The organism is Pigmentiphaga kullae, assembly GCF_004216695.1.
In the GTDB taxonomy this organism is placed as follows: domain Bacteria; phylum Pseudomonadota; class Gammaproteobacteria; order Burkholderiales; family Burkholderiaceae_B; genus Pigmentiphaga; species Pigmentiphaga kullae.
Genome location: NZ_SGXC01000001.1, coordinates 176,812 through 193,495, shown reverse-complemented (window position 1 = coordinate 193,495; position 16,684 = coordinate 176,812). Strand labels below are relative to the sequence as shown.

Below are 16,684 nucleotides of genomic sequence, written 5' to 3'. Positions count from 1 at the left end.
TCGAAGAAAAGGAAGCATCATGAGCAGTACGGCACGATTGGGATATCTGGGCATGGGCCTGATGGGCCTGCCCATGTCGCTGCGGTTGCGGGCGGCGGGTTGCGATCTCGTGGTCTGGAACCGGTCGGCGGCCAAGGCCGAGCCGGCCCGGGCGGCCGGCGCGCGCGTGGCCGCCAGTCCCGCCGACGTGGCGCGCGAGGCGGACATCGTCTTCATGTGCCTGACCGACGCCGCCGCGGTCGAAGACGTGGCGTTCGGCCCGAACGGGCTTGCGTCCGTGTCCGGCCAGGGCAGGATCGTGGTCGATTTCTCGTCCATCACGCCGGACGCCACGCGCGACATTGCGGCCCGCCTGGCCGCCGCCAACGGCATGCGCTGGATGGACGCGCCGGTGTCGGGCGGGACCAAGGGCGCCGAGGAGGGCTCGCTGGCCATCATGGCCGGCGGCAGCCAGGATGACTACGAACGGGTCCGGCCCTACGTGGCGCACATGGCCCAGCGCTTCACGCTGATGGGTCCGCTGGGGGCGGGGCAGACCACCAAGCTGTGCAACCAGATCATCGTCGGCGGCACCATGGCCATCCTGGCCGAGGCCACCCGGCTGGCGGCGAACTCCGGCATCGATCCGATGCTGCTGCCGCAGGCCCTGGCCGGCGGGTTCGCCGATTCCAAGCCGCTGCAGCTGTTCCTGCCGCGCATGGCGCAGGGCATTCACAATCCCCCCATCGGCCACACCTATACCATGCTCAAGGATCTGGACAGCGTGGTCGAATTGGCCCGCCAGACCGGCACGCCGGTGCCCATGACCGCCGTCGCTTCGCAGATGTTCCGGCTGGTCAACGCCACGCGCGGCCCGGAGTCCGAAGCGCTCGAGATCTACAAGCTGAGCGAAAGCCGCTGACCCCCCAAGCATCGTGGAATTGAAATCCGATCGTCAACCTGCCAGGAGTCATTCATGAAGAAAATCGCAGCGCTCGCCCTGACCGGCCTCATCGCCGCATGGTCCGTACCCGCCGCCGCCCAGCAGGTGATCCGCGTGGGCTGGCTGATTCCCGCCGAGGAAGCCAAGTACTGGATGATGAAGCGCCCCGCCGAGTTCCCGCAGCTGGGCTCGAAGTACAAGATCGAGTGGGTGCAGTTCCAGGGTACCTCGCCCGTCATGCAGGCCTTCGCCGCCAAGGCGGTTGACTGCGGCACGCAGACGCCGCTGTCCGTCGGGCAAGGCCTGATCGAGGCCAAGGTGCAGACCTCGATCATCGCCCAGCACGTGTTCGAGACGCCCACCAGCTTCTCGGTGTACTGGGCCGTGAAAGACGATTCGCCCATCAAGTCCGTCAAGGACCTCAAGGGCAAGCGCATCGGCGTGTCGGTGCTGGGTGCCGGCGTCTACGCGCCGCTGGTGCAGATGCTGGAGAAGAACGGCCTCGACCCCAAGACCGACGTGAAGATGATCGAGACCGGTTTCGCGCCGTCCGAGGATGCGATCCGTTCGGGCCGCGTGGACGCCGGCGTGCTGAACCAGCCTTTCGCCGCGCGCGCCGAGGCCAAGGGCGGCCTGCGCAAGCTGTTCTCGGTGGCCGACCAGCAGCCCAATTTCGTGCACATCCTGGAAGCGTGCCGCAAGGATTTCGTGGACCAGAACCCCGAGCTGGTGAAGGCCTACATCCGCGACCTGACCTCCGCCATGGGCAAGGTGCTGGCCAATCGTCCCGAGACGCTGAAGGTCGTGTCCGAGGTGACCAAGGCGCCGGTGTCGGTGCTGGACACCTATCTGCTCAAGGGCAACGACTTCGCCCGCGATCCCGGCATGGCCCCCAACTTCCCGGCCATCCAGAGCCTGCTCGACAGCTTCACGCAGGCGGGTCTGATGTCGCAGAAGGTGGACGTGGCCTCGTTCAGGAACGGCGACATCCACGCCCCGATCAAGTAGCGCCCCGGCGCGATGCAAGGACAGGCCCCGCGCAGGCGGGGCCGCGCTCTGGAACCTTTCCATGATTGCCATCAAGCACGTTTCCCAGGTCTTCGCCGTCGGCAAGGGCGAGCGGCATGTCGCCTTGTCCGACATCTCCCTGGACCTTCGCGACGGCGAGTTCATTTCCATCCTCGGTCCCTCGGGCTGCGGCAAGTCCACGCTGCTGTACATCGTGGGCGGATTCGTCAAGCAGACCTCGGGATCGGTCGAGATCGACGGCCGGCCGGTCACCGGTCCCGGCCCGGACCGCGGGCCGGTGTTCCAGGAGTTCGCGCTCTATCCGTGGAAGACGGTGCTGGGCAACGTGGCCTACGGCCTGCGCCAGCAGGGCGTGGCGCGGGCGCCGGCCGAGGCCCGTGCGCGCGAACTGCTGGCCATGGTGGGGCTGTCGGGCTACGAGAATTTCTACGCCAAGCAGTTGTCGGGCGGCATGAAGCAGCGGGTGGCCATCGCCCGTACGCTGGCCTACAACCCCGCGGTCCTGCTGATGGACGAACCGTTCGGCGCGCTGGACGCGCATACCCGCAACCGCCTGCAGAACGACCTGCTCAAGATCTGGGAACGCGACCGCAAGAGCGTGCTGTTCGTCACCCACAGCGTGGAGGAAGCGGTCTATCTGTCGGACCGCGTCGTGGTGCTGACCAAGTCGCCGGGCCGCATCAAGGAAATCGTCGACATCGACTTGCCCCGGCCGCGCGTGCGCGCCGAGCTGCTGCTCAATCCGCGCTACCAGCAGTACGTCATCGACATCGAGGCGATGATCGACAACCAGCCCGAGCAGGAGGAGGCGGCGTGAATAAGGTGCTGCGAGCGCCTGGCGTTTCCGCGCTGCTGGTGTGCCTGGGGCTGCTGGTGGCGTGGGAACTCGCCGCGCGCCTGTACGACAACCCCGGCCTGCCGACGGCCGCGCAGGCCCTGGCCGAACTGCCGCGCATCTTCGCCGATCCGCAGGCGACCTTCGACATCCTGGATTCGCTGCGGCGCATGCTGATCGGCTTCGCGCTTGCCCTGGTGGTGGCGGGTCCCATCGGCCTGCTGATGGGCCGTTCGCCGATGGTCGAGGCGCTGATGAATCCGCTGCTGATGGTGGTCTATCCCATCCCGAAGGCCGCGCTGATGCCGCTTATCATGCTGTGGCTGGGAGTGGGCGACGCGTCCAAGATCCTGGTCGTCTTCCTGGGGGTCAGCCTGCCGTTGCTGTACCACAGCTACCAGGGGGCGCGCGCGGTCGAGGAAAAAATGCTGTGGTCCGCCGCGGCCATGGGCATGAACGGCGCGCAGCGCATGTTCCGGATCGTGCTGCCGGCCGCGCTGCCGGAGATACTGACCGGCTGCCGCACCGGCATCGTGATGGGCCTGATCACCATGATCACCAGCGAAATGATCGCCCGCCAGACCGGCGCGGGCAACATCCTGTTCAACGCCATGGACATGGCCCAGTACGAGACCGTGTACGCCATGATCATCGTCATCGGCGTCCTGGGCATCGTGCTCGACATGTGCTTCGAGGCCGTGCGCGCGCGGCTGACCCGCTGGGCCGACCGCCAGACCGATGCCACCGCGGGGGCGCTATGAAGCCGGCGCGTCGCATTTCTCCCCTCATCGGCATCCTGCCCCTGGTCCTGATCCTGGCCGCGTGGCAAGGGCTGGCCATGTCGGGCCGGGTCACCGAGAACCAGTTGCCCAGCCTGTACGTCGTGGTCATGCGGCTGCTCGAGCAACTGGCCTCGCCGGCCTATCTGTCCGACGTCGGCATTACCTTGTTCCGGCTGTTCGTGGGCTTCTTCATCGCCCTGGTGCTGGGCGTGGGCCTGGGCATGGCGGCGGCCCGGTCGCGCGTCGGCGCCGCGGTCGTGGTGCCCATCGTCCGGGTGCTGGGCCCCATTCCCAAGGTGGCGCTCTATCCAGCCTTCATTCTGCTGCTGGGCTTCGACCATTCGTCCAAGATCGCGCTGGTCGTGGCCGACGCCGCCTTCCCCATCCTGCTGGCGACGCTGCACGGCGCGCGGTCGGTGGAGTCCAAGCTGATCTGGTCGGCGCTGGCCGCCGGTACGCCGCGCTCGCGCATCGTGACCTCCGTCGTCCTGCCGGCGGCCATGCCGTCCATCCTGACCGGTTGCCGCATCGGTCTGGTCATTTCCTGCGTGGTGGTGTTCCTGGCGGAGATGATCACGTCCACCGACGGCCTCGGCCACCAGCTCGTGATCGCCTCGCGCAGCTTCCTTACCGTCGACATGTTCGTCGCGCTGATCGCGATCTCGCTGCTCGGCCTGGTGTTGAACTTCCTGCTGGGGCGCGCCCGCCGGTTCTTCCTGCGCGGCTTCCCCGAGGAGTCCTGAAACCGTGCCCGCCCTTGTACCGAACCTGACCTGATCCCGCCATGATCCGATTCTCGGCCAATCTGTCCATGCTGTTCCTCGAGGTGCCCGAACTCGAACGGCCGGCGGCCGCCCGCCGGGCCGGCTTCGACGCCGTCGAGGTCCAGTTCCCCTATGGTCACGAGGCCGGGCTGTGGCGCGACGCGCTCCAGGCCGCGGGGGTCGACCTGGCACTGTGCAACGTGCCCGCGGGCGACCTGATGACCGGTGGGCAAGGCCTGGCCGGCGTGCCCGGGCGGGAAGCGGCCTTCCGCGAGGCGGTGGCACAGGCCGTGAAGGTGGCGCGGGTGCTGCGGCCCCGCAACATCAACGTGCTGGCCGGCTGCCCCGGGCCCGAGCACGAACGCGAGCGCTGCCTGGACACGCTGGCCGGCAACCTGGCCCATGCCGCGCAGGTCCTGGGCGACCTGGGCATAGGCGTGGTGACCGAGGCGGTCAATACCGTGGACCGCCCCCGCTACCTGATCGACACCACGCAGGCCGCGCTCGACGTGATCGACCGCGCGGGGCATCCCAACCTGCGGATCCAGTACGACCTCTACCATATGCAGATCATGGAGGGCGACCTGATCCGCAGCCTGCGCACCCACTGCGCGCGCATCGGCCACATCCAGTTCGCCGACACGCCGGGCCGCCACGAACCGGGCACGGGCGAGATTCATTTCGCCAACGTGTTCGCCGCGCTGGACGAACTGCCCTACGACGGCTTCGTTGGCGCCGAGTACGTGCCTTCCGGGCGGACCGAGGATACGCTGGCCTGGATGGAGGGGCGCCGGCGCTGATGCCGCGCCGCCCGGTCAGGCGTGGTGACGCATGGCCGCGGGCATCTGCGCGCGAGCCAGCCCGATCGCGTCCCCGACCAGGATGATGGCGGGACTGCCCAGCGCGGCTTCGCGCGCATCGTCCGCGAGCCGGCCCAGGCGGGTGACCAGCCTGGTCTCGCGCGGTGTCGAGGCCCACTGCACCACCGCGGCCGGCGTGCTTGCCGGCAGGTGCGCCAGCAGACCCGCCGTCACGTCCTCGATGCGACGCATGCCCATGTAGATGACCAGCGTGGTCCGGCTGCGCGCCAGGGCCTGCCAGTCCGGCGGCGAGCCGTCCTGCGTGTGGGCGGTGACGAAGCTCACGCCGTGGCAATGGTCCCGGTGCGTGAGCGAGATGCCCAGGGCCGCGGCGGCCGCCATGCCGGCGCTGATGCCGTTCACCAGTTCGACCTCGATGCCGGCGGCTTCCAGGAAGGCGATTTCCTCGCCCGCGCGCCCGAACATCAGGGCTTCGCCACCCTTGACGCGGACCACCGTCCGGCCTTGCAGCGCGTAGCGGCGCATCAGCCGCTGGATGAAGGGCTGGGGCGTGGAGCGGCAGCCGCCGCGCTTGCCCACGCGCAGCACGCGCGCCTGGGGCGCGAGTTCGGCGATGTCGGGGGGAACCAGTTCGTCCAGCAGCAGCACGTCGGCCGACAACAGCGCGCGCACGGCCTTGCGAGTCAGCAGGTCGGGGTCGCCGGGGCCGGCGCCCATCAGGATCACTCGTCCTGGCTTCATGTCATCGTCCTCGTCGATGCGGAGTCATGCCGACATCCGCGAGTTCCCGCACAGGCGGGACAGTTCCGGCACGCAGGATCCGCACACGGTCCCGCAGCCCAGCGTGGCTTTCAGCGCCGGGACATCGGCGCCGCGCGCGATGGCGGCGGCAATGGCCGACTCCGGCACACCCTTGCATTGGCAGATCGTGCGGTCACGCGCGGGGGCGCTGCCGTCCGGGGTGAACACCCGCAGGCGCGAGCCGCTCCACGGCGCGTCGGACAGCAGGCGCTCGATCAGCGGATCCGCATGACTGGCATCGCCGGCCAACAGGAAGGCGCGCAGCCGGCCGGTTTCCCAGCGCGCGCACTTGCGCACGCCCTGGCCGCGATCGCGGTACTCCAGGACGTCGGGACTCGCTCCCATGCCCAGCGCGCCGGCCAGCGCGTCCAGCCAGGCCTCGTCCGGAGCCGCCATCGCGGCGGTCAACGCCAGCACGCAGCGCGCGGCGTCGCCGCGCAGGCCCAGCGCCGCGTAGCCGCAAGGCGCCAGCAGGGGCTGCAGTGCGGCGCGCAGCCGCAGCGCGTCGTCCTGGTCGGTGGCCTCGATCGCGGCGCGTATCCGCCACCCCAGGTCGGCCTTCTCGACCCGGACCGCGCTGTGCTTGAGCTCGGGCTGGAAGGACTTGTCGTCCACGGCGGCATTGCAGACTTCGTTGATGCCGCCGCTGTTCAGGAACTGTGCGTTCCAGTGCATGGCGGCGAACAGGCAGCCCGGCGGCACGTCGTCGGTCAGCCGCAGCGGCAGCACCATCGCGCCGTCGCGGCTGGCCACGCGCACCAGGTCGCCGTCGGACAGTCCGCGCCGGACGGCGTCGGCCGGGTGCATGTCCAGCGTGGGGTCGGGCGCGTGCGAGAACGCCTGGGCAATGCGGCCGGTGCGGCTCATGCCGTGCCATTGGTCGCGCAGCCTGCCCGTCGTCAGGTGGAAAGGAAGGCGCGCGCTGGTCGCCATCGCCACGGGCCGGTAGGCCACGGGCTGAAAGCGCGCGCGTCCGGTGTCGGTGGCATAGCGGCCGTCGGTGTAACGGCGCGCGAGACCCCGGCCCTGGCCGGCGGGGAAGGGCCATTGTTGCGGCCCGTGCGCCTCGAGCAGGCCGTAATCCAGGCCGCCGATGTCCAGGTCGCGCCCGCGCGTCAGCGCCCGGTGTTCGTCGAAGATCTCGCGCGGCGCCTGGTAGGGGAACAGGTCCGGCGCGGCTGGACGGAGCAGGGCCTGCATGCGCCGTCCGACCTCGGCCGCGATGCGCCAGTCGGCAAGGGCCTCGCCGGGCGGCGCCACGGCGGGCCGCACGCGCGAGATGCGGCGTTCCGAATTGGTCACGGTGCCGTCCTTCTCGCCCCAGCTCGATGCCGGCAACAGCACGTCGGCGTAGGCGACCGTGTCGGTGTCGGCATAGGCTTCTTGCACCACCACCAGTTCGGCCTGGCGCAGCGCGCGGCGCACGGCCGAGAGATCCGGCAGGGAATGGGCCGGGTTGGTGCAGGCTATCCATATCGCCTTGACCTTGCCGGCCTCCAGGGCCCGGAAAATGTCGATGGCGGTCAGTCCCGGCCGGTCGGAAACCGTGTCGACGCCCCAGAAGGCCGCCACTTCGGCGCGGTCCGCCTCGCTGGCGATGTCCCGGTGGGCGGCCAGCATGGTCGCCATGCCGCCCACCTCGCGGCCGCCCATGGCGTTGGGCTGGCCGGTCAGCGAAAAGGGACCCGCGCCTGCGCGGCCGATCTGGCCGGTGGCCAGGTGCAGGTTGATCAGGGCCAGGTTTTTGTCCGTGCCATGGCTGGACTGATTCAGGCCCATGCAGTACAGCGACAGCGTGGCCGGACTGCGGGCGAACCACTCCGCCGCCTGGCACAGGTCGCGCTCGCGGATGCCGCACAACGCCGCGGCCACCGACGGGGGCGTGTCGCGCACCAGGCGCTTGACGGCGTCGAAGCCTTCGGTGCTGTCCGCGATGTGCGCGGCGTCCAGCCAGCCTTCCCAGATCAGGTGGTGCAGCATGCCGTTGAACAGCGCGACGTCGGTGCCCGGCTGTATGGGCAGGTGCAGGTCGGCCATCGCCGCGGTGTCGGTGCGCCGCGGGTCCACGACGATCCAGCGCGTGCCCGGCCGCGCCTCGCGCGCGGCTTCCAGCCGGCGATACAGCACGGGATGCGCATAGGCCATGTTGCTGCCCGCGATCAGCACCGTGTGCGCGTGATCCAGATCCTCGTAGCAGGTGGGCGGCCCGTCGGCCCCCAGCGACAGCTTGTAGCCGGTCACGGCGCTGGACATGCACAGGCGCGAGTTGGTGTCGATGTTGTTGGTGCCGACCAATCCCTTGGCCAGCTTGTTGAAGACGTAGTAGTCTTCGGTCAGCAACTGCCCGGATACATAGAAGGCCACGGCATCGGGGCCGTGCCGCCGCACGACGTCGGCCAGCCGGGTGGCCACGTGGTCCAGCGCGGTGTCCCAGTCGACCGGCGCGAGCGGCGCATCGCGCCGCGGCCGCCAGGCCGGACGCAGCGCGCGGCCGGCATCGCTGTGCGCGGTCTGCGCCAGCGACAAGCCCTTCGAGCACAGCCTGCCGGCATTGGCGGGGTGATCGGGATCGCCGCGCACGCCCGTGATGCGGCCGCCCTCGCTGTCGATCAGGACGCCGCAGCCCACGCCGCAGTAGCAGCAGGTCGATGCGGTGGTTCGTGGCTCGCCCATGTCTCCTCCCGTCCTCAATCCAGGCTCAGGTACACCACGCCCTCGTCCACGCGCACGGGGAAGCGTCGCGCGCATCCCTCGTCGGGAGCCCGGGCGCGGCCGTCCTCCAGGCCGAGCTGCCAGCCGTGCAGCGGGCAGGTTACCGACTCGCCGTGCACGATGCCTTGCGACAGCGGTCCGGCCTTGTGGGGACAGCGGTCCAGCAGCGCGAAGACCTTGTCCTGGGCGGTGCGGAACACCGCCAGATTGCCTTCCGCGCGCTCGACGACGCGGCTGCCCAGGCGCGGGATGTCGTCCACCCGGCACAGGCGTATCCAGGGGTGTGCGTCGTGGGCGTTCATCATGCGATTTCCTCGGAGACCAGTTTCAGCGGGATGTATTCGCGGGCGGCCTTGCCGTCCACCCGTTCGGCCCAGGGGTCGCGCAGGCCCTGCAGGGCATGCAGCAGGCGCTCGTGCAGCGCGCGGCGGCCGTCGGCGTCCTCGACGATCCGGCGCTTGACGTAGTCCAGGCCCACGCGCTCGATGTAGTGCACGGTCCGGTCCAGGTACCAGGCCTCTTCCCGGTAGAGCTGCAGGAAGGCGCCGGCGTATTCCCTGACCTCGTCCGGCGTCCGCACCTTGACCAGGAACTGCGCCACTTCGGTCTTGATGCCGCCGTTGCCGCCCACGTAGATCTCCCAGCCGCTGTCGACCGCGATCACGCCCACGTCCTTGATGCCGGACTCGGCGCAGTTGCGCGGGCAGCCCGACACCGCCAGCTTGACCTTGTGCGGACTCCACATGTTGGCCAGCATGGTCTCCAGTTCGATGCCCATCTGCGTGCTGTTCTGCGTGCCGAAGCGGCAGAACTCCATGCCCACGCAGGTCTTCACGGTGCGGATGGACTTGCCGTAGGCATGGCCGGAGTTCATGCCCAGGTCGCGCCAGACGGACACCAGGTCTTCCTTCTTCACGCCCAGCAGGTCGATGCGCTGTCCGCCCGTAACCTTGACCATGGGGATGGCGTACTTGTCGGCCACGTCGGCGATGCGGCGCAGCTCGGCGGCGTTGGTCACGCCGCCCTTCATCTGGGGCACCACCGAGAAGGTGCCGTCCTTCTGGATGTTGGCGTGCGCGCGCTCGTTGATGAAGCGGCTTTGCGGGTCGTCCACCGCCTCGTGCGGCCAGGTCGAGACCAGGTAGTAGTTGATCGCGGGCCGGCAGGTGCTGCAGCCGTTGGGCGTGCGCCAGTCCATGAAGTCGTGGACCTGGGCGTGGCTCAGCAGCCGGTGCTCGCGTATGGCCTGGCGCAGCGCCGCGTGGCTGTGGTCGGTACAGCCGCATACCGCCTTGGTCTTGGGTGCCTCCTGGAAATTGGAGCCCAGCGTGTTCATCAGGATCTGTTCAACCAGGCCGGTGCACGAGCCGCAGGAACTCGCGGCCTTGGTGTGCTTCTTGACGTCGTCCACGGTGAACAGGCCCTGGTCCTGGATGGCGCGCACGATGGTGCCCTTGCAGACGCCGTTGCAGCCGCAGACCTCGTCGGCGTCCTGCATGGCGGCCGCGCGGCTTTGCCCCTGCACGCCGGCGTCGCCCACGCTCGATTCGCCGAACATCAGCCGGTCGCGCAGTTCGCCGATGGCGCGGCCTTCGCGCAGGAGCTTGAAGTACCACGCGCCGTCCACGGTGTCGCCGTACAGGCAGGCGCCCACCAGCCGGTCGTCCTTGATGACCAGTCGCTTGTAGACGCCGCCGGCCGGGTCGGACAGCACGATGTCCTCGGTGTTCCCGCCGCCGGTGAAGTCGCCGGCCGAGAACAGGTCTATGCCCGTGACCTTGAGCTTGGTCGACAGCACCGAGCCCTTGTACGCGCCATAGCCCAGCTCGGCCAGGTGGTTGGCGGCCACCTTGGCCATCTCGAACAGCGGGGCCACCAGGCCATACGCCGTGCCGCGATGGTTGACGCATTCGCCCACCGCGTAGATGCGCGGATCGAAGGTCTGCAGCACGTCGTTGACGACGACGCCGTTGCGGCAGTGCAGGCCGGCCGCTTCGGCCAGCGCGGTGTTGGGCCGGATGCCCACGGCCATCACCACCAGGTCGGTGTCGATTTCCGAGCCGTCCTTGAAGCGCACGCCGCGCACGCGGCCGCCTTCGTCGCCCAGGATCTCGCTGGTCGAGCGGCCCAGCAGGAAATCCAGTCCGCGATCGGCCAGCGAGGCCTCCAGCATCTTGCCCGCCGTGCGGTCGAGCTGGCGCTCCAGCAGCCACTCGCCCAGATGCACCACGCTGACGTCCATGCCGCGCAGCTTCAGACCGTTGGCCGCCTCCAGGCCCAGCAGGCCGCCGCCGATGACGACCGCGCGGCGCTGGGTGCGGGCCGCCGCGATCATCTTCTGCGTGTCCTGGATGTCGCGATAGGTAATGACCCCGTCCAGGTCCTTGCCCGGGATCGGCAGGATGAAGGGGTTGGACCCGGTGGCCAGCAGCAGGCGGTCGTAGGGGGCCTCGGTGCCGTCGGCGGCCACCACCACGCGGCGGCGCCTGTCGATGCGCGCGACCGGCGTGCCGGTGCGCAGGGCGATGCCGTGCTCTTCGTACCAGGACACGGGATTGAGCACGATGTCCTGGAAATCCTGTTCGCCGGCCAGGACCGGCGACAGCAGGATGCGGTTGTAGTTCGGGTGCGGCTCGGCGCCGAAGACGGTGATGTCGTAGCGGTCGGGCGCCAGCGCCAGCAGCTCTTCCAGCGTGCGTATGCCCGCCATGCCGTTGCCCACCACAACCAGTTTCGCTCTGTTCATCATGTTCGACTCGGTCAGACTGTTCCGGAAGCGACAACGGCGTCCCGCCGCAGCAGGGCTGCGAGGGGACGCCGTTGTCCGGGTTCGGGCCGCGCCTGCGGCCGTATCCCGTACTAAGCAAGGGGCGTGCCGGGCCGGCGGAAAACCAGGGATGCCTGCTGTGCGCGGGCGGGAGGCCGGGTCGATGGGGGGAGCGGGTCCGGTGCGGCGCACCGGCCTTGTGCATTCCGGGCGCGAGGCGCACCCCGGCGGGGCGGCCCGCGCCCGATCCCCGCGCGCGGCGTCAGGCCTGGATATCGAAACCGCGCGCGTAGCCCGCGGCGTGGCTGCCGTCCCAGATCCGGCCGTCGATGAGCCGGCTCGAGCGCATGGTGGAGACGGGTACCGGCACGCCCAGCTGCGCGGCGGCTTCGCGATACAGGTCCAGGCGGTTGATGGACTGCGCAATGCCCAGGTAGTCGGGGTCCTCGCGCAGCATGCCCCACCGCCGGTACTGAGTGGCCATCCACATGCCGTCCGACAGATACGGAAAATTCGCCTCGCCGTCGGCGAAGAAGCGTATGCCCGGTGCGCTGCCGTCGGCGGCCTTCTCCGGCAGCAGGCGCGAGGCGATCACGTCGCGCGGCGCATCGACGAAATCGGGCAGCGCCAGCCACGAGGCCGCTTCCTCCCGGTGGGCCGGTACGTCCAGGTAGCGGCAGGCTTCCAGCAGCGCCATGATCAGGGCTCGCGCCGTGTTCGGATGGCGATCGGCGAAGTCGCGGGTGCAGGCCAGCACCTTCTCGGGATGATTGGGCCACACTTCGGAAGTCAGCGCGACGGTGATGCCCTGGCCCTCGCTCTGCGCCAGCGCGTTCCAGGGTTCGCCCACGCAATAGCCGTCCACGTCGCCGCGCCTCAGGGCCTCGGCCATCTGGGGCGGCGGGATGACGGTGCTGCGCACGTCATGCAGCGGATGGATGCCGTGCGCGGCCAGCCAGTAGTACAGCAGCATGGCGTGGGAGCCGGTCGGAAACGTATGGGCGAAGGTCGGGCGTTCGGGCGATCCGTGGATGTGTCGGGCCAGCGCCGCGCCGTTGCGTGCCCGGGAGGCCAGCGCGCGCGACAGCGTGATGGCCTGGCCGCCCTGGTTCAGCGACATCAGCATCGCCATGTCGCGCTGCGGGCCGCCCAATCCCAGCTGGATGCCGTATCCCAGTCCGTACAGGGCGTGCGAGGCATCCAGGTCGCCCGACAACAGCCTGTCGCGCACCGCTGCCCACGAAGGCTGCCGTTGCAGGACGATCTCCAGCCCGTACTTGCGGTCGTAGCCCCGCGCCACGGCGATGACCAGCGGCGCGCAATCGGTCAGCGCGATGAAGCCCACGCGCAACTGAGGCTTCTCGGGTGCGTCGGACCCGGCGATCACGTGGCCCGCCAGCGGCGTCGGAGGAGAGGAAGACATCGGGGAATCTCCGTTCATGGGCCCGGCTGGCCCGGCATCGACAGCAGTTGCCGCGCGACGTCGCCCAGCCTGACGCCTTGTTTCATGGCCTGGCCGCGCAGCAGCTCGAACGCCTCGGCTTCGCTCAGCCCGTGCCTGTCCATCAGCCATCCCTTGGCGCGGTCGATGTCCTTGCGGTCGGCCAGCTGCTGCTCGACCTCGGCCAGGCGCCGCCGCAGCTTGTCTTCCTCGTCGAAGCGGGCACAGGCCACTTCCAGGATGGGCGCCAGCTTGGCGGGCGCCATGCCGTCGACCACGTAGGTCGTGACGCCGGCGCGCACCGCGGCCCGGATGACGGACTGGTCGGCGGCGTCCGAGAACATGACCACCGGCCGGGGCGCCGCGGCATTCATGACCGCCAGTTGTTCCAGCGTATCGCGGGTGGGCGATTCGGTATCGATCAGGATCACGTCCGGCCGCTGGGTCTCGACCGCGTGCAGCAGCGCGCGGGCGTGCGCGACGTCGGCCAGGATCTCGTAGCCGGCCCGCTGCAAGGCCTCGCGCAGTTCGGCGATGGGCTTGTCGGTATCGTTGACCAGCAGGACTCGGGGCATGGAAGACGGTCAGGCCGCCTCGCGCGCGGGATGGCTCTGTTTACGGTACAGGAAATCGATGACGGCCGTGCGGCAGGCATGGTAGCGCTCGTCGTCGGCCAGCTCGATCCGGCTGCGCGGCCGCGGCAGGCGCACGTCCAGGATCTCGCCTATGGTGGCGGCCGGGCCGTTGGTCAGCATCACGATCCGGTCCGACAGCAGCACCGCTTCGTCCACGTCGTGGGTGACCATGATCACCGTACTGCCGGTCTTGGCCACGATCTCCAGCAGCTCGTCCTGCAGGTGCGCGCGGGTCAGCGCGTCCAGCGCGCCGAAGGGTTCGTCCATCAGCAGCACGTCGGGCTCGATCGCCAGCGCGCGGGCGATGCCCACGCGCTGCTTCATGCCGCCCGATATCTCGTGCGGCAGCTTGTGCTCGGCATGGGCCAGGCCTACCAGTTGCAGCGCGGCCAGCGTGCGCTCGCGCAGCCGGGCCTTGCTTTCGGTGGCGCCGAACACCCGTTCCACGCCCAGGTGAATGTTCTTGTAGCAACTCAGCCACGGCAGCAGGGAGTGGTTCTGGAACACCACCGCGCGCTCGGGACCCGGGCCGTCGATCTCCCGTCCGGCGCAGATCAGCGCGCCGGAGGTCGGCCGCGTCAGCCCCGCTACGAGATTGAGCAGCGTCGACTTGCCGCAGCCCGAGTGGCCGATCAGGGAAATGAATTCGCCCTTGGCGACGGTCAGGTCGATGTCGCGCAGGGCCACGAAGCTGCCCTTGCGCGTCTTGAAGACCTGGCCCACGTTTTCGATGCTGAGGAACTTGTCCATGGCGATTCCTTGAGATGTCAGTCGGCGTAGGTGAAGCGCTTGACCAATTGCGTCAGCAGGACCTCCAGCACCAGGCCGACGATGCCGATCACGAAGATGGCGATCACGATGTGCTCGACCTTGAGGTTGTTCCATTCGTCCCACAGCCAGAAGCCGATGCCCACGCCGCCGGTCAGCATTTCCGCCGCCACGATCACCAGCCAGGCGGTGCTGATGGACAGCCGCACGCCGGTCAGCATATAGGGCAGAACGGCCGGAAGCAGCACGCGCGTCATCACCTTCCATTCCGACAGCTTCAGCACCCGCGCCACGTTCATGTAGTCCTGCGGCACGCGCGTCACGCCGACGGCGGTGTTGATGATCATCGGCCAGATGGAGCAGATGAAGATGGCCCAGATGGCGGCCAGGTTGGCCGCCTTGAACAGCAGCAGGCCCAGCGGCAGCCAGGCCAGCGGCGAGACCGGGCGCAGCAGGCTGATAAGGGGCGAGACCACCGCGCTGACCGCGGCGAAGCGGCCGATGACGAAGCCGGCCGGAATGCCCACCAGCGCCGCCAGGCCGAAGCCGATGGCCACGCGCCGCAGCGACGACAGCAGGTTCCAGCCTATGCCCTGGTCGTTCGGGCCGTTGTCGTAGAAAGGATCGGCGAACAGCGCCAGGGCCGCCTTGCCCGTCACGGCGGGGGAGGGGATCTCGGGGATCGCGTTGGACACCAGTTGCCAGCCCAGGATCAGCAGGGCAAAGCCCAGGCAGGGGCCGGCCACGGTCTTGACCAAGGTTTCCCAGACGCCGCGCCAGTCGACGCGGGCGAGCAGGGGGAGGCGGGACGGCGCCGCGGCGGCCGGCGGCGAAGGCGACGCCGCATGCAGGTCGATGACCTCGGCGACGGGCGGGGCGGCGGCGGGGCCGGCGGAAAGGGTACGGACCGTGGCGGTCATGGCGGGGCTCCCGGGGCGGCGCTCAGGCCGCGTTGATCTTGAAGCCGTCGGCATAGGCGGCGGGATTCTTGCCGTCCCAGACGATTCCGTCGACGAGCTTGGACGAACGCATCTCGGACTTGGGCAGCGAGACGCCGGCCGCGCTCGCCGCCTGCTTGTAGACGTCGATGCGATTGACCTGCCGCGCCGTCGCCAGATAGTCGGGATGGCTCTTGAGCAGGCCCCAGCGCTTGTGCTGCGTCAGGAACCACATGCCGTCCGACAGATAGGGGAAGTTGGCGGCGCCGTCGTTGAAGAATTTCATCGCGTCGGGGTCGTCCCAGGTCTTGCCCAGGCCGTCCGAATAGCGGCCCAGCATGCGGTCCAGGATCACGTCCATGTCGGTGTTCACATAGGATTTGGCGGCGATGGTCTCGGCCGTCTTGCGGCGGTTGGAGGCCGAGGCGTCGATGAACTTGCCCGCCTCCAGCACCGCCGCCGTCACGGCCCGCGCGGTATTCGGATAGCACTGCACGAACTCCGCGGTCGTGCCCAGGACCTTCTCGGGATGGTCGGTCCAGATCCCTTGCGTGGTGGTGGCGGTGAATCCGATCTTGTCGATGATGGCCCGCGCGTTCCAGGGCTCGCCCACGCAGAAGCCATCCATGTTGCCCACCCGCATGTTCGCAACCATCTGCGGCGGGGGCACCGTGATCACCTTGGCGTCGCGCATGGGGTTGATGCCGTAGGTGGCCAGCCAGTAATAGATCCACATCGCGTGGGTGCCGGTGGGGAAGGTCTGGGCGAAGGTGTATTCGGCCTTCTCGCTCTTCATCAGCTTTGCCAGCGAGGCGCCGTCGCGGGCGCCCTTGTCCCGCAGCTTGTTCGAAATGGTGATGGCCTGGCCGTTGTTGTTCAGGTTCATGAGCACGGCCATGTCCTTGCGCGGGCCGCCTATGCCCAGCTGCACGCCGTAGATCAGGCCGTACAGCACGTGGGCCAGGTCCAGTTCGCCGTTGACCAGCTTGTCCCGCACGCCGGGCCACGATGCTTCCTTCACCGGCGTGATCTTCACGCCGTACTTCTTGTCCAGGCCCAGCGTCGACGCCATCACCACCGAGGCGCAGTCGGTCAGCGGGATGAAGCCGATCTTGACCTCGGCCTTCTCGGGGGCGTCCGAGCCCGCCGCCCAGGCGCCGGCGCGTACCAGCGGATCGACCAGGCTCATGAGGCCCGTGGCGGCACCGGCGGCCAGCAGCCTGCGCCGCCCGCCGTCGGGCGTGGCGGCTACGGGGGAAGAGTCATGCGTAGGGGTGGGTTTCATCCGGCGCTCCAGGCAAAAAAAAGCGTTCCGCGCGAACAAGGCCGTGCCTGGTCGCCGCGGAACGCCGTTGTTCCTACCGCTGAGTTGTCTGTCGGCCCTCATTGGCCGGCATTTCCATCAAGCAATAGGCGTGCCACCGGCCACATGGCAGGGAAACGCGGGAATGGCGCCGCTTGCGCACCCC

15 protein-coding genes are annotated in these 16,684 nt (G+C 69.0%); 6 read left to right on the top strand and 9 right to left on the bottom strand.

Going from position 1 to position 16,684, the window contains the following annotated elements; genetic code table 11:
* The first annotated feature begins 19 nt into the window (after nucleotides 1-19).
* The 6 genes from EV675_RS00935 (at nucleotide 20) to EV675_RS00910 (ending at nucleotide 5,132) form a co-directional block, all read left to right on the top strand.
* Complete coding sequence (locus tag EV675_RS00935) at nucleotides 20-901, top strand: NAD(P)-dependent oxidoreductase (RefSeq protein WP_130355570.1); 882 nt, start codon at nucleotides 20-22, stop codon at nucleotides 899-901.
* A gap of 54 nt (nucleotides 902-955) precedes the next feature.
* The gene (locus EV675_RS00930) at nucleotides 956-1,930 is read left to right on the top strand and encodes an ABC transporter substrate-binding protein (protein ID WP_130355569.1); all 975 of its coding nucleotides are present in this window, start codon (nucleotides 956-958) and stop codon (nucleotides 1,928-1,930) included.
* Between the two features lie 61 nt (nucleotides 1,931-1,991).
* A complete protein-coding gene (locus tag EV675_RS00925; protein ID WP_124691427.1) occupies nucleotides 1,992-2,768 on the top strand; it encodes an ABC transporter ATP-binding protein in 777 nt (258 codons plus the stop codon).
* A complete protein-coding gene (locus tag EV675_RS00920) occupies nucleotides 2,765-3,547 on the top strand; it encodes an ABC transporter permease (RefSeq protein WP_130355568.1) in 783 nt (260 codons plus the stop codon). The genes EV675_RS00925 and EV675_RS00920 overlap by 4 nt, the downstream gene beginning before the upstream one ends.
* Nucleotides 3,544-4,311 (top strand): ABC transporter permease, encoded by a 768-nt coding sequence (locus EV675_RS00915; RefSeq protein WP_130355567.1) that lies wholly within the window; start codon nucleotides 3,544-3,546, stop codon nucleotides 4,309-4,311. Before EV675_RS00920 ends, EV675_RS00915 begins: the two co-directional genes overlap by 4 nt.
* Nucleotides 4,312-4,352: 41 nt before the next feature.
* Nucleotides 4,353-5,132 (top strand): hydroxypyruvate isomerase family protein, encoded by a 780-nt coding sequence (locus EV675_RS00910; RefSeq protein WP_130355566.1) that lies wholly within the window; start codon nucleotides 4,353-4,355, stop codon nucleotides 5,130-5,132.
* Between the two features lie 15 nt (nucleotides 5,133-5,147).
* Here EV675_RS00910 and cobA read toward each other — a convergent pair whose 3' ends face one another.
* The 9 genes from cobA to EV675_RS00865 form a co-directional block, all read right to left on the bottom strand.
* Nucleotides 5,148-5,894, bottom strand: a complete 747-nt coding sequence (gene cobA / locus EV675_RS00905) for a uroporphyrinogen-III C-methyltransferase (protein WP_130355565.1) — start codon at nucleotides 5,892-5,894, stop codon at nucleotides 5,148-5,150.
* A gap of 24 nt (nucleotides 5,895-5,918) precedes the next feature.
* Nucleotides 5,919-8,627, bottom strand: coding sequence for a nitrate reductase (locus EV675_RS00900; RefSeq protein WP_130355564.1), 2,709 nt, complete (start codon nucleotides 8,625-8,627; stop codon nucleotides 5,919-5,921).
* Between the two features lie 14 nt (nucleotides 8,628-8,641).
* Nucleotides 8,642-8,968 (bottom strand): nitrite reductase small subunit NirD, encoded by a 327-nt coding sequence (nirD, locus tag EV675_RS00895; RefSeq protein ID WP_207221954.1) that lies wholly within the window; start codon nucleotides 8,966-8,968, stop codon nucleotides 8,642-8,644.
* Nucleotides 8,968-11,412 (bottom strand): nitrite reductase large subunit NirB, encoded by a 2,445-nt coding sequence (gene nirB, locus EV675_RS00890; RefSeq protein ID WP_130357858.1) that lies wholly within the window; start codon nucleotides 11,410-11,412, stop codon nucleotides 8,968-8,970. Before nirB ends, nirD begins: the two co-directional genes overlap by 1 nt.
* A 283-nt stretch (nucleotides 11,413-11,695) precedes the next feature.
* Nucleotides 11,696-12,856, bottom strand: coding sequence for a CmpA/NrtA family ABC transporter substrate-binding protein (locus EV675_RS00885; RefSeq protein ID WP_130355562.1), 1,161 nt, complete (start codon nucleotides 12,854-12,856; stop codon nucleotides 11,696-11,698).
* Nucleotides 12,857-12,870: 14 nt separating this feature from the next.
* Nucleotides 12,871-13,449, bottom strand: coding sequence for an ANTAR domain-containing response regulator (locus EV675_RS00880; RefSeq protein WP_130355561.1), 579 nt, complete (start codon nucleotides 13,447-13,449; stop codon nucleotides 12,871-12,873).
* 9 nt (nucleotides 13,450-13,458) lie between these two features.
* A complete protein-coding gene (locus EV675_RS00875) occupies nucleotides 13,459-14,259 on the bottom strand; it encodes an ABC transporter ATP-binding protein (RefSeq protein WP_130355560.1) in 801 nt (266 codons plus the stop codon).
* Nucleotides 14,260-14,276: 17 nt separating this feature from the next.
* Entirely contained in the window at nucleotides 14,277-15,197 is a 921-nt protein-coding gene (gene ntrB, locus EV675_RS00870; protein WP_423213205.1) for a nitrate ABC transporter permease, read from the bottom strand.
* Nucleotides 15,198-15,219: 22 nt separating this feature from the next.
* Nucleotides 15,220-16,500, bottom strand: a complete 1,281-nt coding sequence (locus tag EV675_RS00865) for a CmpA/NrtA family ABC transporter substrate-binding protein (protein ID WP_130355559.1) — start codon at nucleotides 16,498-16,500, stop codon at nucleotides 15,220-15,222.
* Nucleotides 16,501-16,684 lie beyond the last annotated feature (184 nt).

Bases quoted from the DNA above. Each gene is read 5' to 3' on its own strand.
- EV675_RS00915 (WP_130355567.1), top strand. From the start codon at position 3,544: ATGAAGCCGGCGCGTCGCATTTCTCCCCTCATCGGCATCCTGCCCCTG.
- ntrB (WP_423213205.1), bottom strand. From the start codon at position 15,197: ATGACCGCCACGGTCCGTACCCTTTCCGCCGGCCCCGCCGCCGCCCCG.
- EV675_RS00910 (WP_130355566.1), top strand. From the start codon at position 4,353: ATGATCCGATTCTCGGCCAATCTGTCCATGCTGTTCCTCGAGGTGCCC.
- EV675_RS00865 (WP_130355559.1), bottom strand. From the start codon at position 16,500: ATGAAACCCACCCCTACGCATGACTCTTCCCCCGTAGCCGCCACGCCC.
- EV675_RS00875 (WP_130355560.1), bottom strand. From the start codon at position 14,259: ATGGACAAGTTCCTCAGCATCGAAAACGTGGGCCAGGTCTTCAAGACG.
- EV675_RS00900 (WP_130355564.1), bottom strand. From the start codon at position 8,627: ATGGGCGAGCCACGAACCACCGCATCGACCTGCTGCTACTGCGGCGTG.
- nirB (WP_130357858.1), bottom strand. From the start codon at position 11,412: ATGAACAGAGCGAAACTGGTTGTGGTGGGCAACGGCATGGCGGGCATA.
- EV675_RS00880 (WP_130355561.1), bottom strand. From the start codon at position 13,449: ATGCCCCGAGTCCTGCTGGTCAACGATACCGACAAGCCCATCGCCGAA.
- EV675_RS00930 (WP_130355569.1), top strand. From the start codon at position 956: ATGAAGAAAATCGCAGCGCTCGCCCTGACCGGCCTCATCGCCGCATGG.
- nirD (WP_207221954.1), bottom strand. From the start codon at position 8,968: ATGAACGCCCACGACGCACACCCCTGGATACGCCTGTGCCGGGTGGAC.
- EV675_RS00925 (WP_124691427.1), top strand. From the start codon at position 1,992: ATGATTGCCATCAAGCACGTTTCCCAGGTCTTCGCCGTCGGCAAGGGC.
- EV675_RS00885 (WP_130355562.1), bottom strand. From the start codon at position 12,856: ATGTCTTCCTCTCCTCCGACGCCGCTGGCGGGCCACGTGATCGCCGGG.
- cobA (WP_130355565.1), bottom strand. From the start codon at position 5,894: ATGAAGCCAGGACGAGTGATCCTGATGGGCGCCGGCCCCGGCGACCCC.
- EV675_RS00935 (WP_130355570.1), top strand. From the start codon at position 20: ATGAGCAGTACGGCACGATTGGGATATCTGGGCATGGGCCTGATGGGC.